14 protein-coding genes are annotated in these 17119 nt (G+C 62.4%); 7 read left to right on the top strand and 7 right to left on the bottom strand.

What is annotated here, in order from left to right; translation table 11 throughout:
* Positions 1–65 precede the first annotated feature (65 nt).
* Positions 66–980, top strand: coding sequence for an SDR family oxidoreductase (locus tag JQ572_RS09850; RefSeq protein ID WP_211382810.1), 915 nt, complete (start codon positions 66–68; stop codon positions 978–980).
* Between the two features lie 42 nt (positions 981–1022).
* Here the strand turns inward: JQ572_RS09850 and ppc are convergent, their stop codons facing one another.
* Positions 1023–3812 (bottom strand): phosphoenolpyruvate carboxylase, encoded by a 2790-nt coding sequence (gene ppc, locus JQ572_RS09845; RefSeq protein ID WP_211382809.1) that lies wholly within the window; start codon positions 3810–3812, stop codon positions 1023–1025.
* A gap of 842 nt (positions 3813–4654) precedes the next feature.
* On the bottom strand, positions 4655–4933 hold the full coding sequence (locus tag JQ572_RS09840) for a hypothetical protein (protein ID WP_211382808.1): 279 nt from the start codon (positions 4931–4933) through the stop codon (positions 4655–4657).
* A 666-nt stretch (positions 4934–5599) separates the two neighbouring features.
* On the opposite strand from JQ572_RS09840, the gene JQ572_RS09835 reads away from it, so the two are divergent.
* From JQ572_RS09835 to JQ572_RS09825, 3 genes are all read left to right on the top strand, one after another.
* Positions 5600–5986: a hypothetical protein gene (locus JQ572_RS09835; protein ID WP_249128938.1), complete on the top strand. Its 387-nt coding sequence runs from the start codon at positions 5600–5602 to the stop codon at positions 5984–5986.
* A 194-nt stretch (positions 5987–6180) separates the two neighbouring features.
* Positions 6181–6375, top strand: a complete 195-nt coding sequence (locus tag JQ572_RS09830) for a hypothetical protein (RefSeq protein ID WP_211382807.1) — start codon at positions 6181–6183, stop codon at positions 6373–6375.
* Positions 6376–7581: 1206 nt separating this feature from the next.
* Positions 7582–8346 carry an outer membrane protein gene (locus JQ572_RS09825; protein ID WP_211382806.1) on the top strand — a complete coding sequence of 255 codons (765 nt, stop codon included), beginning with the start codon at positions 7582–7584 and terminating at the stop codon, positions 8344–8346.
* Between the two features lie 279 nt (positions 8347–8625).
* On the opposite strand, the gene JQ572_RS09820 is transcribed toward JQ572_RS09825, so the two are convergent.
* Positions 8626–9147, bottom strand: a complete 522-nt coding sequence (locus JQ572_RS09820; RefSeq protein ID WP_249128937.1) for an HdeA/HdeB family chaperone — start codon at positions 9145–9147, stop codon at positions 8626–8628.
* A 620-nt stretch (positions 9148–9767) separates the two neighbouring features.
* On the opposite strand from JQ572_RS09820, the gene JQ572_RS09815 reads away from it, so the two are divergent.
* Positions 9768–10214 carry a c-type cytochrome gene (locus JQ572_RS09815; RefSeq protein WP_211382804.1) on the top strand — a complete coding sequence of 149 codons (447 nt, stop codon included), beginning with the start codon at positions 9768–9770 and terminating at the stop codon, positions 10212–10214.
* A 169-nt stretch (positions 10215–10383) separates the two neighbouring features.
* Here JQ572_RS09815 and JQ572_RS09810 read toward each other — a convergent pair whose 3' ends face one another.
* The 4 genes from JQ572_RS09810 to JQ572_RS09795 form a co-directional block, all read right to left on the bottom strand.
* Positions 10384–10788, bottom strand: coding sequence for a YccF domain-containing protein (locus tag JQ572_RS09810; protein ID WP_211382803.1), 405 nt, complete (start codon positions 10786–10788; stop codon positions 10384–10386).
* Positions 10789–10909: 121 nt separating this feature from the next.
* Positions 10910–11704 (bottom strand): enoyl-CoA hydratase/isomerase family protein, encoded by a 795-nt coding sequence (locus JQ572_RS09805; protein ID WP_211382802.1) that lies wholly within the window; start codon positions 11702–11704, stop codon positions 10910–10912.
* Between the two features lie 124 nt (positions 11705–11828).
* On the bottom strand, positions 11829–13373 hold the full coding sequence (locus tag JQ572_RS09800; protein ID WP_211382801.1) for an acyl-CoA synthetase: 1545 nt from the start codon (positions 13371–13373) through the stop codon (positions 11829–11831).
* Between the two features lie 159 nt (positions 13374–13532).
* A complete protein-coding gene (locus JQ572_RS09795; protein WP_211382800.1) occupies positions 13533–14342 on the bottom strand; it encodes a crotonase/enoyl-CoA hydratase family protein in 810 nt (269 codons plus the stop codon).
* A gap of 116 nt (positions 14343–14458) precedes the next feature.
* Here JQ572_RS09795 and JQ572_RS09790 point away from each other — a divergent pair, with 116 nt between their 5' ends.
* A complete protein-coding gene (locus JQ572_RS09790) occupies positions 14459–15331 on the top strand; it encodes an SDR family oxidoreductase (RefSeq protein ID WP_211382799.1) in 873 nt (290 codons plus the stop codon).
* Between the two features lie 80 nt (positions 15332–15411).
* On the top strand, positions 15412–16992 hold the full coding sequence (locus tag JQ572_RS09785) for a fatty acid--CoA ligase (RefSeq protein ID WP_211382798.1): 1581 nt from the start codon (positions 15412–15414) through the stop codon (positions 16990–16992).
* The last annotated feature ends 127 nt before the right edge of the window (positions 16993–17119 follow it).

Here is a 17119-nt window from a genome sequence, read left to right as displayed (position 1 = left end):
GGCCTGCGCCTTTCGGCGCATCCCGGAATGACGGCGGAATTTGGAACGCATAGCGGAGAATCCACATGACGAAATCACTGCAAGACAAGGTCATCATCGTCACCGGCGCAGGCCGCGGCATCGGGCGCGAGATCGCGCTGCTCTGCGCGGGCGAGGGCGCCAAGGTCGTCGTCAACGATCCCGGCGTCGCCGCCGACGGCGCCGGCACCAGCGCCACGCCCGCCGAGGAGGTGGTCGAGGAGATCAAGAAGCGCGGCGGCACCGCGGTTGCCAATTTCGAGTCGGTGGCGGAAGCGATCCCCGCGAGCAAGATCGTGAAGACCGCGACCGATCATTTCGGCCGGCTCGACGGCGTCGTCAACAATGCCGGCATCCTGCGCGACATGATCTTCCACAAGATGAGCGTGGAAGCCTTCGAGGCCGTCATCAAGGTCCATTTGATGGGCTCGTTCTATGTCAGCCACGCCGCGGCGCGCATTTTCCGCGAGCAGGAGAGCGGCTCCTTCGTGCACTTCACCTCGACTTCGGGCCTGATCGGCAATTTCGGCCAGGCCAACTACGCCGCCGCCAAGCTCGGCATCGTCGGACTCTCCAAATCCATTGCGCTCGACATGGGCCGCTTCAACGTCCGCTCCAACTGCGTATCGCCGTTCGCCTGGACGCGCATGATCGGCACCATCCCGACCGAGACCGAAGCCGAGAAGGCGCGCGTCGAGAAGATCAAGCAGATGGGACCGGAGAAGATCGCGCCGATCTGCGCCTATCTGCTCTCCGATGCCGCCAAGGACGTCAGCGGGCAGATTTTTGGCGCACGCATGAACGAGCTGTTCCTGTTCAGCCAGAACAGGCCGCTGCGCTCGGTGCATCGGAGCGAAGGCTGGACGCCGCAATCGATCGCGGAACACGGCATGCCGGCGCTGAAGGGCTCGTTCTACAAGCTCGACCGCTCCGCCGACATCTTCCCCTGGGATCCGGTCTGACCTGGCTTCACCTCTCTCCAGCTTGCGGGGAGAGGTGAACACTTACCCCGTATTCCTCAAGCCCGCCGAGATGCCGTTGATGGTGAGCTGGATCCCGCGCAGCACCTGCTCATCCGGGTTCTGCGCGCGATGCTCTTTCAGCAGCTCGACCTGCACGTGGTTGAGCGGATCGAGATAGGGGAAACGGTGGCGCACCGAGCGCTCCAGCAGCGGGTTGCCCTGCAGCAGGCGATCCTGGCCCATGATGTCCAGCAGCGTCTCGATGCAGGAATGCCATTCGCGGCGGATGCGGCCGAAAATCTTTTCGCGCAGGGCTTCGTCCGGCACCAGCTCGGCATAGCGCGAGGCGATCGCGATCGAGCTCTTGGCGAGCACCATGTCCATGTTCGACAGCAGCATGCGGAAGAACGGCCATTCCCTGTAGAGCTCTTTCAGGAACGGCATGCCCTTGTCGGGATGCTCGGCGATCCACTGCTCGACCGCGCTGCCGAAGCCGTACCAGCCCGGCAGCATCAGGCGGCATTGCGCCCAGGAAAACACCCAGGGGATGGCGCGCAGATCCTCGATTGCGCGGGTCTTCTTGCGCGAGGCCGGACGGCTGCCGATGTTCAGCGTCGCGATCTCGTTGATCACGGTGGACGCCCAGAAGTAATCGACGAAACCATCGGTCTCGTAGACGAGGCCGCGATAGGCCTTGAAGGCGAGATTCGAAAGCTCGTCCATCGCGGTCAGGTATTCGCGTCGCGGCGCGCTCTGGCGCGGATGCAAGAGGCTCGCCTCCAGCGTCGCGGCGGCCAAGATCTCCAGGTTGTTGCGGCCGACCTCGGCATTGGAATATTTCGACGAGATGATCTCGCCCTGCTCGGTGATGCGGATCTGCCCGTTCACCGCGCCGCCGGGCTGCGCGATGATGGCATCATAGCTCGGGCCGCCGCCGCGACCGACCGAGCCGCCGCGGCCGTGGAACAGGCGCAGGCGTACGTGATGCCGCTCGAACACGTCGACGAGATTGATCTCCGCCTTGTAGAGCTCCCAGCCCGAGGTGACGAAGCCGCCGTCCTTGTTCGAGTCCGAATAGCCGAGCATGACCTCCTGCACGCTGCCGCGGCTGTCGACCAGGCGCCGGTAATCGTGCAGCGACAGCATCCGGTCCATGATGCCGGAGGAGGCCTGCAAATCCTCGATGGTCTCGAACAGCGGCACGATGTTGATGGCGCTGCGCCCGGAGGGATGGACGAGGCCGACCTCCTTCAGGAGCACCGCGACCTCGAGCATGTCGGACATGCTCTTGCACATCGAGATGATGCATTGGGGAATGGCGTCGGAGCCGAACTTCGCATGCGCCTCCGCGGCGGCATGGAACACGTTGAGCTCGCCCATGGTCTCGTCGCTGTACTTGACGAACGGCGACACCAGCGAGCGCGTTGAGCGCAACTCGTTGGTGAGCAGCGAGATGCGCGCCTCCTCGCCCAGTGCGAGATAGGACATGCCGGGATTGGCGGCGTCCATCAGCTCGGCGATGGTGCGCTCGTGCACCGCCGAGTTCTGGCGGATGTCGAGCCGCGCCAGATGGAAGCCGAAGCAGTCCACCGCGCGCCGCAGCAGCCGCAGTCGGCCGCGGGCGATGACGCGGGCGTTGTTGGAGATCAGCGAGCGGTGCAGCACGTCGAGATCGGCCTGCAGCTCCTTCACGCTCTCGTAAGGCTTGCCCTTGCCGACAGGCCGGCGCGTGATCTCGACCTGAAGCATTTCGGCCGTCGCAGTCAGGCGCGCATAGATGCCGGAGACCGCGAGCCGATAGGGCTCGCCGCTCCGGTGCGGCGAGGTATCGGGCGAGCGCTCCGCCAGCGTGCGCAGCTCCTCGGAGATATCGGCAAGATGCGCCGCGATCGACAGCTCCGAGCCGAGCACGTGCAACTCGTTCAGATAGAACTGCATCACCCGGCTCGACTGCAGCCGCAGGGTGCCGCGCATCACGTCGGCGGTGACGAAGGGATTGCCGTCGCGGTCGCCGCCGATCCAGCTGCCCATGCGCAGGAACGAGGCGAGCTCGCCGGCGGCCTGCTCGCCGCCCTCCTCCAGCCGGTCCTCCAGCGTGTTGACCAGCCGCGGCACCTCGCGCAGGAACGTGTAATCGTAGAACGACAGGCCGTTGGCGACCTCGTCGAGCACGGTGAGCTTGGTCCGGCGGAGCAGATTGGTCTGCCACAGCGTCAGCACCTCGCGGCGAAGCTGCTCGTCGCTGGCGGCGGTCTCGTCCGCCGTCAGCGCGACGCGCTCGCGGCGGTCGAGCAGGCTGGCGACCTCCATCTCGCGGTCCATCGTGCTCTTGCGGCGAACCTCGGTCGGGTGCGCGGTCAGGACCGGGCTGACGAGCGCGCTCTTGAAGAAGTTGCGCAAGGCGTCCGGGTCGATGCCCGCGGCCCTGGCATGGGCGAGCGTCTCGGCCAGCACGCCGGAGCCGCCCCCCTTGTTGGCGCGCATCTGGCGAATGTTGTTCTGGTCCTCGGCGATGTTGGCGAGGTGGGAGAAATAGCTGAAGGCGCGGACGATCCGCACCGTCTCCGAGGTCGACATGCTGTCGAGGATCTGCTCGAGCTCGCGGCGGGCGGTCCGGTCCTCATCGCGGTGGAACCGGATCGAGGTCTGCCGGATGCGCTCGACCAGGTCGAACACATCGGCACCCTCCTGGTCGCGCACGGTATCGCCGAGGATGCGCCCGAGCAGGCGGATGTCGTCCCGCAGCCGCACATCCGCTTCCAGCGCCTGGGCGTCCTCGGGGCGGTTGGGACGTTGATCTGCGGTGTCGGATGGTAATGTCTGGAGGGACATGGCTCGCTCCCCTGGTTCGAGCTCGCTTGGCTGCCCGGCTCAACCGAGTGTGCAAGTTTTTTGCCGCAGCGCAAGATGAAGTTGGGGGCGGCGCGGCAACGCCACCGGTCGTGGGCTGGAATGCACCTTGCTGACGGGCGCACGCCCCTCCGCGGTCTCGCGGCGCAGGCGCCCGAGCTTTGCGATCCGTTTCGCCCTCATCGAGAAAAAAGGGCGCAGGGAAGGCCGGGCGCCGGCTGGCACCCAGGGTCCGCACGCGGGAAACGCACGCGGGGTGACCACAGGTGATGCCGGGACATCCCAGCCTTCCCTGCGCAATGGTTTTACGGCTTATGGCGCGCTCTCCCCGGGGAGCGATGCACTATTGCTCACACCACCGCAAGCCTTGACGCACAGACCCCGGGCGTCAGGACCACACGCTTTTGCCGTCCGCGGACGTCCCTCCCCGGACATCCGGAAGCTTGCGCGTGCTCGCTCCCGAAGCCGAAAAACAAACGCTGTGACCGCGCCGGGTCGTTCACGCGGATCGCGATGGCTCACAGGCGTAGCCCGCCCTGCCACCTCGTCACGCGCCGGCGCTGCCGCGTCCATCGCATTCCGGCTCACGTATCGTGACGATCGCGAAACGCCCCTTTGGCGGGCCGGGATGTTTTACGGTTTACCCGAAGCTAAGAATTCGATCAATCAGAATATTTGCGGGCCTGTCCCTTGACCTGCATGTGGCGTGTTTTGCCCGTCGGGCAGTGCGAGGAATTGTGTGCGATGCCTTACTCAATCACTTCATCTGCGATGCCCAGCGTGGGCGGTATCGTCACCCCAGCGCCCTCGCGGTCTTGTGGAAATTAGCGCGCGAATTTGTAGTAAGCGACCGCCGCCGAAGTGACTGTAAGCAATGCCGATGCAATCCAGATCGGCCCCAGCACAAAAATGGCTATCGCACCCTGCCCACAGGCACCGCATGCAACCCAAAACAATATTGGAAAAAAACACAGCAGGATGACTACGGCCAATCCTGTACTGAGCCAAACTCCTCTCGCCCCCCATCGCGCACCAAACAACCATGGCATGGCGGGAAAGCCAAAAGACACAATAATCAAGAGATTCATCAGATCGTCGAACATGATTGGCTCTTGGTCGCCAACACGAAGCAGATGGTTCAAGCTCCTGCGAAAACCGCGCGAGCCTTGGTCGTCGCTACCAATTCATCGCGGACGGGACGGCGATGCGCAAAGCACTCAAGAACCCGCTCACGAAGAGACAACCGCCAAGTGCGGATGGAGACTCGCCGACCAGCCCCCTTTGACGCAAGGCGATCTCACATGCCTTCCGACCTCGCGATCTCTGCAAGGTTCTCAAGCTGACTCGCAAGCCCTGCCCAGCTCCGTGAGATGTTCGTCAGCACGGTCGCTCGACGGGCGGAATTCCTCGGATCAGCGGCAAGTAGTTTGTAATCGACGGCATAAGCGCGGCATTGTTCAGCTGTAGGCACGTTGTCCCCATGCGCTCATCAGTGTCCCGGTCGTGACCGATGGCGATGAGACGATCATCACACTTGTTTGGAAGTCGACACAATCAGGGGAAGCCGCGATGCAGCTATGTGACTTTGCGCTATGCAGTTTGTGCCAATTTAGCGCGGCGGGCCGTCACCAAACCCAATACAGGACGCCTACGTGCACAGCCGCGCTGACAGTAAGCTTTCACGGGTATTTGGCATGACGAACTTGAAATCGAGAGCCCTCTATTTGCTTCTTCTCCTGGGTCAACTGACAGGAGCGCTCTTTATAATCTTGGACGGGCTGCCCGAATTCAGGCACCTGATGACCTATCCCGGTGAGCAGCTGCCTTACGAACGGTCTGACAATCTTGCAGCGCCAATCATGATCGTTGCGATGCAAGTCGCCTATTGGTATCGCCTTCGATGCGTTCCGCTTCCCCCTCAGCGCTCGAATCCGATCCTGAGCCACCTGTTTCTCTTTCTGGGGCGCCTTGCTTTCATTTTCGGTGGCTCACTGTTCGGCGTCGTGTTCTTCAGACATTTGCCCGAGATCAATCAAGGCGCCGATCTCTGGCTCATGTTCCGTCGCGGGCTGCAACTGGTGGCGTCGCTATTCGCGCTATTCTGCGTCACGCTGGAACTGGAACGACTGGGGCGTACCCTTGGAGGCAGCCAATAGAAACGACGGATGCCGGTCACCCGCTTCGCATTGGCACAAAGTGCACTAGCCACGCACCGGGATTGTGCTTCTCTGCGATACGCCTCGCCGATCTTTCCAGCCCCCAAGCTTCCTAAGTTTGGCGAGAACGTAGAAGGCCCCGGCGCGGTCAGCAACTTCGTCGGGGCCGGCTAACGCGCAAGATAGCCGAGACGATGGACGCAGAGGAAGATCGCAAACGGGGTTTAGAGCTGGGGCGCCGATGGGCGGAGCATGCTTCAGCACATGAGCTTGCGACCATGGTGAGCGGCTCGTTCGACGATCTCAGCCAAATTCTGCCATCGGATACGTCCGACCATTTCGTCGGCGGCTTTCGCGAGGGCGTGTTGCGCGTCTGGCGCGGAGCCTAGGCGTGCCTCAGCACAAGGGCGCCCGGATGGGGACCAAGCGCCCTTGCACCCCCATCGTTGGCCGATCCAGGTGTGAGTTCTAAGGGATCGTGGACCAGGCCGACGAACGCTGGATTACCGAGCGAATCAATAGCTGAGTCCCTTGCCGCAATTGAGGCGGCTGCATCTTTCAAAAATGCGAAACGGACTTCGCTCGATCATGCCGATGCAGGCGCGCAACACGCCTACCGATGGTGCGCGGCAATGCATCGGCTATGAGGCCAATTGCATCGGCGACGTCCAACGCGCGTCAAGCTTCTCGGCAGTGCTGATGCCAACGGTCGAGCCCCGCAAACGACGCCGCGCTCAATAGCACGGCGGATACGGATAATAACCGCAGCGTCGGCCGTAATAGTACGCTCCCGTGGCCGCTGCTCCGACGGCAGCTGCGCCTACAGCAGCTCCATAGTACCCGCGCCGATACGCGCGCCGATGCACTCGCCTATTAACCCCCGCAATGCTGCCAGGTGTGAGCGGGCGACCGACACGAGCGTCGGCTTTGTCGACGGAGATGGAGACAGTCCCGGCTGGTGACCAGTGAAGCGACACCGGAGCCAAACACAATATTGCTGCACCGAGGGCCGCTCCGAGCATCGTTGATCTTTTCATGCTCTTGCTCCTAATTGGTTTCTTGCGACGTGCTGGGGCGCGCGGCTACTTTTTCTCTTCGGCAGCACCCTCATTCCGCTGTTCGCGCCGCTCCGTGCGCCCTGTCCGTCGCTCCTGACGCCGTTCAAACTCCGGTCTTCCCGCCCTCTCGCAGGTCGCCCAAGTTCCGGAGAGTGCGTGTTGATCCAGATCAACCTGGAGGCATGCGCCCGCCAACGATGGACTCAGGCAAGCCGCTATCATCGTTTCCTCACGCCCAGCGCTTGGAATCGCAAGGTCTGCTGTTGTCCTGTCAACGGACATCGTCAGCGCGACGAGGCATGTCCGAAACGGGGGCCAACAACAGACATCGCTGGCGCAAAATTCCAAGATGCAACTTCCTTAGTTGATTGGTCAATGGCACTTACGCAACTCGAGCGCGCATATTACCTAATTTTCCCGACTGTTGCGGCGTAGGCACACCTCATGCTGGTCGGATCAGCTAGGTTCGAGTTGGAATGCCGGACATCCAGAAAAGAACCGGCATCGTTCGGGTGAAACGTGGATGGAGCGAAAATAATGAAGAAGATTTTGTTAAGTGGCATGGCCTTGCTGGCAGTGAGCATGGCGGCACCCGCGTCAGCGGCTGATCTGGCTGCTAGACCTTACGTCAAGGCCCCGCCCCCGGTGGTCGCGCCAATCTATGATTGGACCGGTTTCTACATCGGCGCCAACGGAGGTTGGGGGCAAAGCCACGGTTGTGTGGATTTCGTGACGCCGGCAGGGATAGTCGCAGGTGGTTGCGCCGATCGCTCCGGGGGCCTCGCGGGCGGACAGATCGGGTACCGCTGGCAAACCAATCAGTTTGTGCTCGGCCTGGAAGCGCAGGGAGATTGGGCCGAAATCAAGAACACGCGCGTCAGTCTGATCGATCCGTTGATTTCGACCACCGGCAAGATTGACGCCATCGGACTCTTCACGGCGCAACTCGGTTGGGCGTGGAACGCCTCGCTGTTCTACGTGAAGGGCGGCGCCGCCGTGACACGCAATCGCTTCGATATATTCAACAACGTAACCGGGGTCGGCCTGGCGTCGGCAGGCCACACGCGCTGGGGCGGCGCTCTGGGTGTTGGCTGGGAATACGGCTTCACGCCGAACTGGTCGTTCGGTATCGAATACGACCATCTCTGGATGGGGCGTGACAATGCCGGCTTCGCAGGCGTGGTTACTCCCGGAGGGTTCACCCTCACCGGCAGCGGGGTCAGCCAAGACGTGGACATGGTCACGCTTCGGTTGAACTACCGCTTCGGTGGATACGGCGCACCGGTCGCAGCCAGATACTGATCGCACACATCTCCGCAAACCAAAGCCCCGGCTCGCCGGGGCTTTTTTGTGGATATGAATTTTCTGGCCTTTGCTACTTTTCGGTGTCCGAGTGGGGTCGAAATGCGAAGAACTCAACCTTAGCAAACCTAATCCGACATGCTTCACTGAGCGAACCTCAATGAAACTGCGCCGCTACTTCTCTGACGGGCCATTCGCAGAAGCCATGCTAATGGCCGAGTTCGTATGCATTCGGAAGGCGCTCTCCGTCGCTCGTAAGCGGCGGGAAACTGGTCCAGCCTAGCTAGCTCTGTTCTGAATGGCCGTTGGTAGAGTGCGGGATTTGTTCTTCTTGCAATACGCGACGACCGCTCTGGAATTCCTCTGCAGGCGATCGTAATCCAATACGCTGTTGCTTGCCGCCGCGTTGTAGTAGCCGCTCATGAAATATCTTACAAAGTCTTGATCCTCTGGACCGTACGCCAACCAAGTTCCGCAAGTGATCTTGTTAAAATCCAGCGTAGCGTTAGGCACCGCAGTTACGCCGATCGACTTTTCCAGCCCCACCATCACACTCGCACTCGGGTTGGATTGGCACCACCCTCTTACGCTTGCGACATTTGTCCGATGCAGGTCAAAATCTACAAACGTCCTCCGACTTTCATAACTAAACCAGCCGGTCATCCAAGCCGAAAACTTGCTCGACGGTGCAGCCGGCATGGCGAGATATTCGCTACAGGTGATGCTGCGAATATCGGCCGTCGTGGCAAGCGCCTCACTGGCGAACCCCGGGACAATTGAGACGAACGTGAGGATAATCAACCTGCATCTCATTGTGATGACCTCCCCAGTAACGGGTGACCGACAGGTCACTCGTGATTTAATATGATCACAAGATCTGCATCTCGTGACCCCAATAACTAATCGCCCTTATTGGCGAGTGCCCTAGTTGATCTAGATCAACGGCGGCGGACCCAACTTTCTGTCGGCTTCGGGTCCAGAAGCTGCCGACACGCATTCCGCCGCGTCAGGTCGGCAACGGCCAAAAAGCTGACATGCAACGGGCGCAGCACGCGTAGAATGGTTGAGCGCTTGCGAAACCCATGATGCCTCGTCTCCGGCGGATGGATTGATGGGTTTCGCTTTCGCTCTACCCATCCTGCGAGCTTGGGCCACAACCGGATTCATGCACCGCAGCAAAAATGACCGTTATGCGATCATCTCGTCGGGACGGGCAAGATCGCCAGCAAGTGCACACTCCCGGGCGCGAACATTCGGATGATTTTCGGCATGGGCGGCTGAAACAATCGGGTGTCGATACGTTCGTCGCAATTTTCTTGAAGCCTCGTCCCTGAGCCGAAAGCCCGTCTTGATGTGAGTCAATCGTTCGGAGGGCAAACCGGCTAGTGGTAAAGGTCTTCTAGCCGGCGTCGGAGCGCGACATGATAAAATTCGGTGTATGGTTGACGATCACCGGTCTAACCGCTGGCTTCGCTGCTTCGGCCCGAGCTGAAGACCTCGACATCGGCAAGTCAGAATTTCAGTCTTCCTGCGCGAGTTGTCATGGCGCGGATGCAAAGGGCAAAGGACCGGTCAGCGACCAGCTCAAGACACCGCCTCCCGATTTGACGATGTTGGCCAGGAACAACCACGGGGACTTTCCCGCGAACACAGTTTATGAAGCCATAGAGGGATTGAAAACAATTCCCGCTCACGGCACTCGTGAAATGCCAATTTGGGGGGAACGATTCAACCCTATTGTCAAATTGCCTCACTATGTTGATCCGTCTTATTGGAAGATGGCCGGGCCGGAGCAAAGCCCGGAAGTCGTCGTGCGAAAACGCATCCTCGCTGTTGTCGATTACCTGAGTCGTGTTCAGCAGAAGTAGCAACCGACGAGCTACGATTGCTTGCTCATCCCGCCTAGCGCCTTCCAAAGGGGAGGGCAAGAAATGCGCGTAGGATGGGTTGAACCCTTGTGAAACCCATCATGCTTCGTCTCGCGCGGACCGATTGAATGGTTTCGCTGCCGCTTTACGCTTCCTACGTGTTCGCGCCTTAAGCCGGCACGATCACCTTGCCGATCGGCCAGAGCGCGATGCCTGCGAGCTTCAGATGCGCCCATGCGAAGGGGATGCCGATGATGGTGATCGCGAGGACCAGCGCCGTCAGGAGATGGCCGAGCGCCAGCCACCAGCCGGCGAGCACGAACCAGATGATGTTGCCGATCACCCCGAGCGGGCCGGTGCCGATATCCTCGACGCCGGTGACCTCGTAGCGATTGACTGCCCGCGAGCCGAACGGCATCAGCGTGTAGACCGCGATGTTGAACGCCGCCCGCGCCCAGGGCAGGCCGATGATGGTCACGGCCATGATGACCGCGGCGACCAGCCAGCCGAACGCCATCCAGGCGCCGCCGATGAGGATCCAGAGGATGTTGAGCAGGATGGAAACGGGGGTCATGGCATAATCCGCGGTTAGTGACCCCGTTCCTATAGCACGAGCTGCGACGTCATGGTCGATCACGTCCGCGCTCGTCGGCGTGTGACCCCCGGCATGACGCCGCAGTTCCGCTCGGCCGCGCTCAGCGGCCCTCGAATTTCGGCTCGCGCTTCTCCATGAAGGCTTTCATGCCCTCGGCCATGTCCTGCGTCTTGAACAGCGGCAGGAGCTGGAGATAGACGTGGTGGACATGGTCCGAGAAGTTTTGGTTCAGGCCCATCCGCATCATGCGCTTGGAGGCCTGCACCGCGAGCGGCGCATTGGCGGCGATTTCGCGGGCGATGGCAGTGGCGCGGGTCATCAGCTCGGCGTCCGGCACGACCTCGTTGGCGAGCCCCCATTCCAGGCACTCGCGTGCGCTCAGCGTGCGGCCGGTGAAAATCAGCTCGGAGGCCTTGGCCCAGCCGAGCATGCGCGGCAACAGCCAGGTACCGCCGGATTCCGGCACCACGCCGCGCTTGACGAAGGCGGCGGCGAGCTTCGAGGACTCCGCCATGATGCGGATGTCGCAGCCGAGCGCGGTGTCCATGCCGTAACCGGCGGCGCCGCCATTGACGGCGCAGATGGTCGGCTTGTCCATCGCCTGCAACACCGTCGGCGGCGTGTCGCGCAAATTGATCGTGGTCGGCGAGGATGCCGCGCTGAGACCGTTGCCGTCGCGCTCCTTGCGCAGGTCGAGGCCGGCGCAGAACGCCCTGCCCTTCCCGGTGAGGATGACGACACGAACGTTCTTGTCCTCATTGGCCTCGGTGAGCAGCCGCGCGAGATCGTTCAGCATTGGGCCGGAGATCGTGTTCATGCGCTCCGGCGCATTCAGCGTGATGGTCGCGATGTGGTCGGCGACCTCGTAGAGGACTTCGCTGGTAGCATCGCTCATGACGAATGTTTCCCTGTCGGTTCCCTTGCAGGGTGGGCAAGGCGCGTTTGCGCCGTGCCCACCATCGGCACAATCGGTCGTCATGGTGGGCACGCTTCGCTTCGCCCACCCTAGGGATTCCTTCTCAAATCTTCCGTCCCGCCTGCTCCCAATAGGGATCGCGCAGGAGGCGCTTGAAGATCTTGCCGGAATCTTCGCGCGGCAGCCCGGCGCGGATTTCGATGTGTTTTGGCACCTTGTAGTCGGCGAGCGAAGCCTTTAGCCGGGCCCGGATGCCGGCGGCATCGAGCGTGATGCCGGCTTGCGGCTCGACCACCGCCATCAGCGCTTCGCCGAACTCGGCATCGGGGATGCCGAACACCGCGCAATCATGCACGCCGGGGACGGCATGCAGCACCGACTCGATCTCGGCCGGATAGATGTTGACGCCGCCCGAGATCACCATGTCGCGCTTGCGGTCGCAGATGAAGACGTAACCGTCCGCGTCGATATAGCCGACATCGCCTGATGTGATGAAGCCGTCACGGTCGATCTCGGCGCGCTTCTCCGGCTTGTTGTGATAGGTGAAATCGGCCATCCCGGCCATGCGGGAATAGATCTCGCCGATCTCGCCGACGCCCAGCACGCGGCCGTCCTCACCGAGGAAGCGCAGTTCGGCGCCGGGCGAAATCCTGCCGACCGTGCCGGGCTTGCTCAGCGCGTCCTGCGAAGTTGCGAAGGTGACGGCGCTGGATTCGGTCGAGCCGTAGAATTCGTAGATCACCGGCCCCCACCACTCGATCATGGCGCGCTTGACGTCGGCCGGACACGGCGCCGCGGCGTGGATGATGTGGCGCAGCGAAGAGACGTCGTATTTCCGACGCACCGCCTCCGGCAGTTTCATCAGGCGAATGAACATGGTCGGCACCATGAAGATGGTGTCGATTTTGAAGCGCTCGATCAGCTCCAGGAACTCCTCGGCCTCGAAGCGCGGCATCAGCACCAGCGCGCCGCCGAGCTTGCCGGCGCGGATGCCGAACGAGTTCGGCGCGGAGTGATAAAGCGGGCCCGGCAGGATCGCGCGCGCCCCGGGCTTCAGCCCGTAGATCATCGCGCGCATGCGCTCGCCGGCCGCCGCCTGCTCCGGCGTCGGCGCATGGCGCCGCACGCCCTTGGGGTGCCCCGTCGTGCCAGAGGTGTAGATCATGTTCATGGGCTGCGGCACGACCGGGCCGTCATAGGGCTGCAATGCCGCGAGCCAGGATTCGAAATCGATCGCGAAGTCCGGCGTCTTCAGATGATCCGGATCGATCTTGTAGTTGGAGAGAATCTCCGGCGGCGTCGGCACGCTGAGCACGGTCACGCCTTTCGGAATCGCATCGCGCAAGGCATGCAGCATGTCGGCATGGCCGATCAGCACGGACGTTCCAGTATCGGCGAGGATGTAGTTGATCTCCTCCGGCTTGAAGTGCCAGTTGATCGGCACGCCATAGGCCCCGAGCCGCATCGCGGCATAGGCTGCCTCCAGGAAGGCGATGTCGTTCCGCATCAGCATGCAGACGCAATCGCCCTGCTTGACGCCGATCTTGCTGAGACCGGAAGCGATGCGATCGGCGCGGCTCGCGACCTCGGCGTGGGTGCGACGGCGATCGCCCGAGACGATGCCGAGGAATTCTGACATTTCACTCATTCTTGCTGTCCGATCTTTCGTCGGGTTTGAGATCTCAGTCATAACCGTGGTCGTCATTCCGGGATGCGCCGAAGGCGCAGGCCCGGAATCCATACTCACGATCGTGGTTATGGATTCCGGGCTCGATGCTACGCATCGCCCCGGAATGACGGAAGATTGCTAATCCGCGAACTTCGGGGCGCGCTTTTCGAGATTCGCCCGCACCGCTTCGGTCTGGTTTGCGCTGCCGATCAGCTTCTGCTGCTCGACGGATTCGGCGAGCAGTGCGGGCCCTGGATCGACCGAAAGGTTGTTGAGCAGGCGCTTGGCGGCGCGGATCGCATCGGGGCTCTTGCCGGCGATCTCGCGTGCGACGTCGAGGGCAGTTGCGCGCGGGTCGTCGCAGATGCGCGTGGCGAGGCCATAAGTCATCGCCTCCTGCGCGGAGAAGACGCGCCCCGTATAGGTGAGATCGCGCAAGATGTCGTCGCGCACGAGCGAGGCCAGGATCGGCGTGCCAGCCATATCGGGCACCAGGCCCCATTTGATCTCCATCACCGACATCCGCGCATCGGGGGAGAGGAAGCGCATGTCGGCCCCGAGCGAGAGCTGGAAGCCACCGCCGAAGGCAACGCCGTGGACGGCTGCGATCACCGGCACCGGAAGCTGGCGCCAGCCCCACACCGCCTGCTGCGCAAAATTCGCCTGGCCGTGGGTGCGCGCGGTGAGGTCACGATTTTCGCCACCCGGAATTCCGTTGCCGCCCTTCTCCTTCATGGCGGCAAAACGCCCCATGTCGAGACCGGCGCAGAAGGCGCGGCCTTCGCCCGACAGCACGACGACGCGCACGCTTTTGTCCTTCGAAAGCCGATCCGTTGCGGCAACAAGGGCCTCGAACATCGCCTGATCCAGCGCATTCATCTTGTCCGCGCGCACCAGGCGCACGTCGGCGACGCCTTCCGAGATCGAGATCGAGACGCGCTCTTCCATGGATGAATTCTCCCCTCGTTCCTGCCTGTTCTTGTTCGGTGCCGCTTTACAGGAGTACGGCGGCCGGATTTAGTCAATCGATCAATTAACCGACAATCGCTACGGGGGAAACACCCATGTTCAAGGAAAATCTTCTGGCCGGCCGGCGCATCCTTGTGACCGGCGGCGGCACCGGGCTCGGCAAGTCGATGGCAGCGCGGTTTCTCCAGCTCGGCGCCGAGGTGCATATCTGCGGCCGGCGCAAGATCGTCTGCGACGAGACCGCGACCGAGCTGATGGACCAGTATGGCGGCCGCGTCAGCAGCCACGGGGTCGACATCCGCAATGCGCTCGCGGTCGAGGAGATGATCGAGACCATCTTCCGCGACGGTCCCCTCACCGACCTCATCAACAACGCCGCCGGCAATTTCATCTCGCGCACCGAAGAGCTGTCGCCGCGCGGCTTCGATGCGGTCGCCAATATCGTGATGCACGGCACGTTCTACGTGACGCACGCGGTCGGCAAGCGCTGGATCGCCTTGAAGCAGCCGGGCAACGTCGTCTCGATCACCACGACCTGGGTGCGCAACGGCTCGCCCTATGTGGTGCCGTCGGCGATGAGCAAGTCGGCGATCCACGCCATGACGATGTCGCTGGCGACCGAATGGGGCCGATACGGCATCCGCCTCAATACCATCGCGCCGGGCGAGATCCCGACCGAGGGCATGAGCAAGCGCATCAAGCCCGGCGATGAAGCCGGCGCGCGCACCAAGGCGATGAACCCGATGGGCCGGGTCGGCACCATGGAGGAGTTGCAGAACGTCGCCGTGTTCCTGATCTCCGGCGGCTGCGACTGGATCTCAGGCGAGACCATCGCCATGGACGGCGCCCAGGCGCTCGCGATGGGCGGCAATTTCTACCAGCTCCGCGACTGGAGCGACGACGACTGGAAAACCGCGCGTGAAAGCATCATGGCGCAGAACGAAAAGGACCGGGCGAAGCGGGGCTAGCTCGCTCTCTCCCGTATTGTCTTTGCCCGCGGATGACGCCACACTCCGCGGCATAAAAACAAAACGCCTACGGGAGAAACATGTCCACCACACAGCCATTGGCGAACCTCGCCGACATGGTGCGCGAGCGCGGCAAGAGCCGCGGCGACGCCATCGCCTACGAGTTCGAAGGGCGCATCACCAGCTTTGCCGAGTTCGACATCAAGACCAACAAGGTCGCGAACGCGCTTCTGGCGGCGGGCGTGAAGAAGGGCGAGCGCATCGCCTATCTCGGCAAGAACAGCGACCTCTATTTCGAGCTGCTGATGGGTGCGATGAAGGCCGGCGTGGTGATGGCGCCGGTGAACTGGCGGCTCGCCGGGCCCGAGGTCGCCTTCATCGTCGCGGATTGCAAGGCACCGGTTCTGTTCGTGGGGCCGGAGTTCATTGCGCAAGTTCGCCAGATCAAGGACCAGTTGCCGGGCGTGCGCACTGTCATCACGACCGAGGGCGGCGCGCCGGAATGGCAGGATTTCACGGCCTGGCGCGAGGCGCAGAGCGGCGATGATCCGAAAGTGCCGATCGACACGAAAGACATCGCGATCCAGCTCTATACATCGGGCACCACCGGCAAGCCGAAGGGCGCGATGCTGTCGCATGCGAACTTCCTCAATCTCGTGCAGACCGGAAACGCCGCGGACAAGCCGGAGTGGAACCGGTGGTCAACCAACGACGTATCGCTGGTGGCGATGCCGATCTTCCATATCGGAGGCTCCGGCTGGGGCGTGATGGGGCTCTATCACGGCGCCCGCGGCGTGATCGCACGCGAGTTCGATCCGACCAAGGTGCTGGATTTCTTCGAGCAGTCGGGCATCACAAAGCTCTTCATGGTGCCGGCGGCGATGCAGTTCGTGGTGCGGCAGCCGCGTGCGAAAACCGTCGACTTCTCGCGGCTGAAATACATGCTCTATGGCGCATCTCCCATTCCGGCCGCGCTGCTGAAGGAGTGCATCGAGATCTTCAAATGCGGTTTTGTGCAGATGTACGGCATGACGGAGACGACCGGGACCATCGTCGCGCTGCCGCCGGAGGATCACGTCGAGGGGCTGGAACGGATGCGTTCGGCCGGCAAGGCGCTGCCGGGCGTCGAGATCGCGATATTGGACGCGGACGGCAAGCCGCTGCCGCCGCGCCAGGTCGGCGAGATCGCGACGCGCTCGGGCTCGAACATGGCAGGCTACTGGAATTTGCCGGAGGCGACCGCATCGACACTGCGCGCCGACGGCTGGCTGCGCACCGGTGACGCCGGCTACATGGACGAGGACGGCTATCTCTACATCCACGATCGCATCAAGGACATGATCATCTCCGGCGGCGAGAACATCTACCCCGCCGAGGTCGAGAGCGCGCTGTGCGATCACCCTGACGTCGCCGAAGCCGCCGTGATCGGCGTGCCCGATGACAAATGGGGCGAGGCGGTGAAGGCGGTCGTGGTGATGAAGCCGGGCAAGGAGGCGACCGCCACCGACATCATCAACTTCACCCGCGAGCGCATCGCCGGGTTCAAGACGCCGAAGAGCGTGGAGTTCCTGCCGGCGCTGCCGCGCAATCCCTCAGGCAAGATCCTGCGGCGGCAGTTGAGGGAGCCGTATTGGGCGGGGAAGGACCGACGGGTGAATTAGCCGCGACTGCCTCCACATCGTCGTCCCGGGCGCGCGTAGCGCGAGCCCGGGACCCATACCACTAGATCAAGTTTGGCGACGACTCAGAATTGCCAGCTCATACAAAACTTCTCCCTTGGGTTATGGG

Source organism: Bradyrhizobium sp. SZCCT0153 (assembly GCF_018129995.1).
In the GTDB taxonomy this organism is placed as follows: Bacteria; Pseudomonadota; Alphaproteobacteria; order Rhizobiales; family Xanthobacteraceae; genus Bradyrhizobium; species Bradyrhizobium japonicum_G.
The sequence above is the reverse complement of the archived record's forward strand: the minus strand, read 5'-3'. Positions and strand labels throughout refer to the sequence as shown.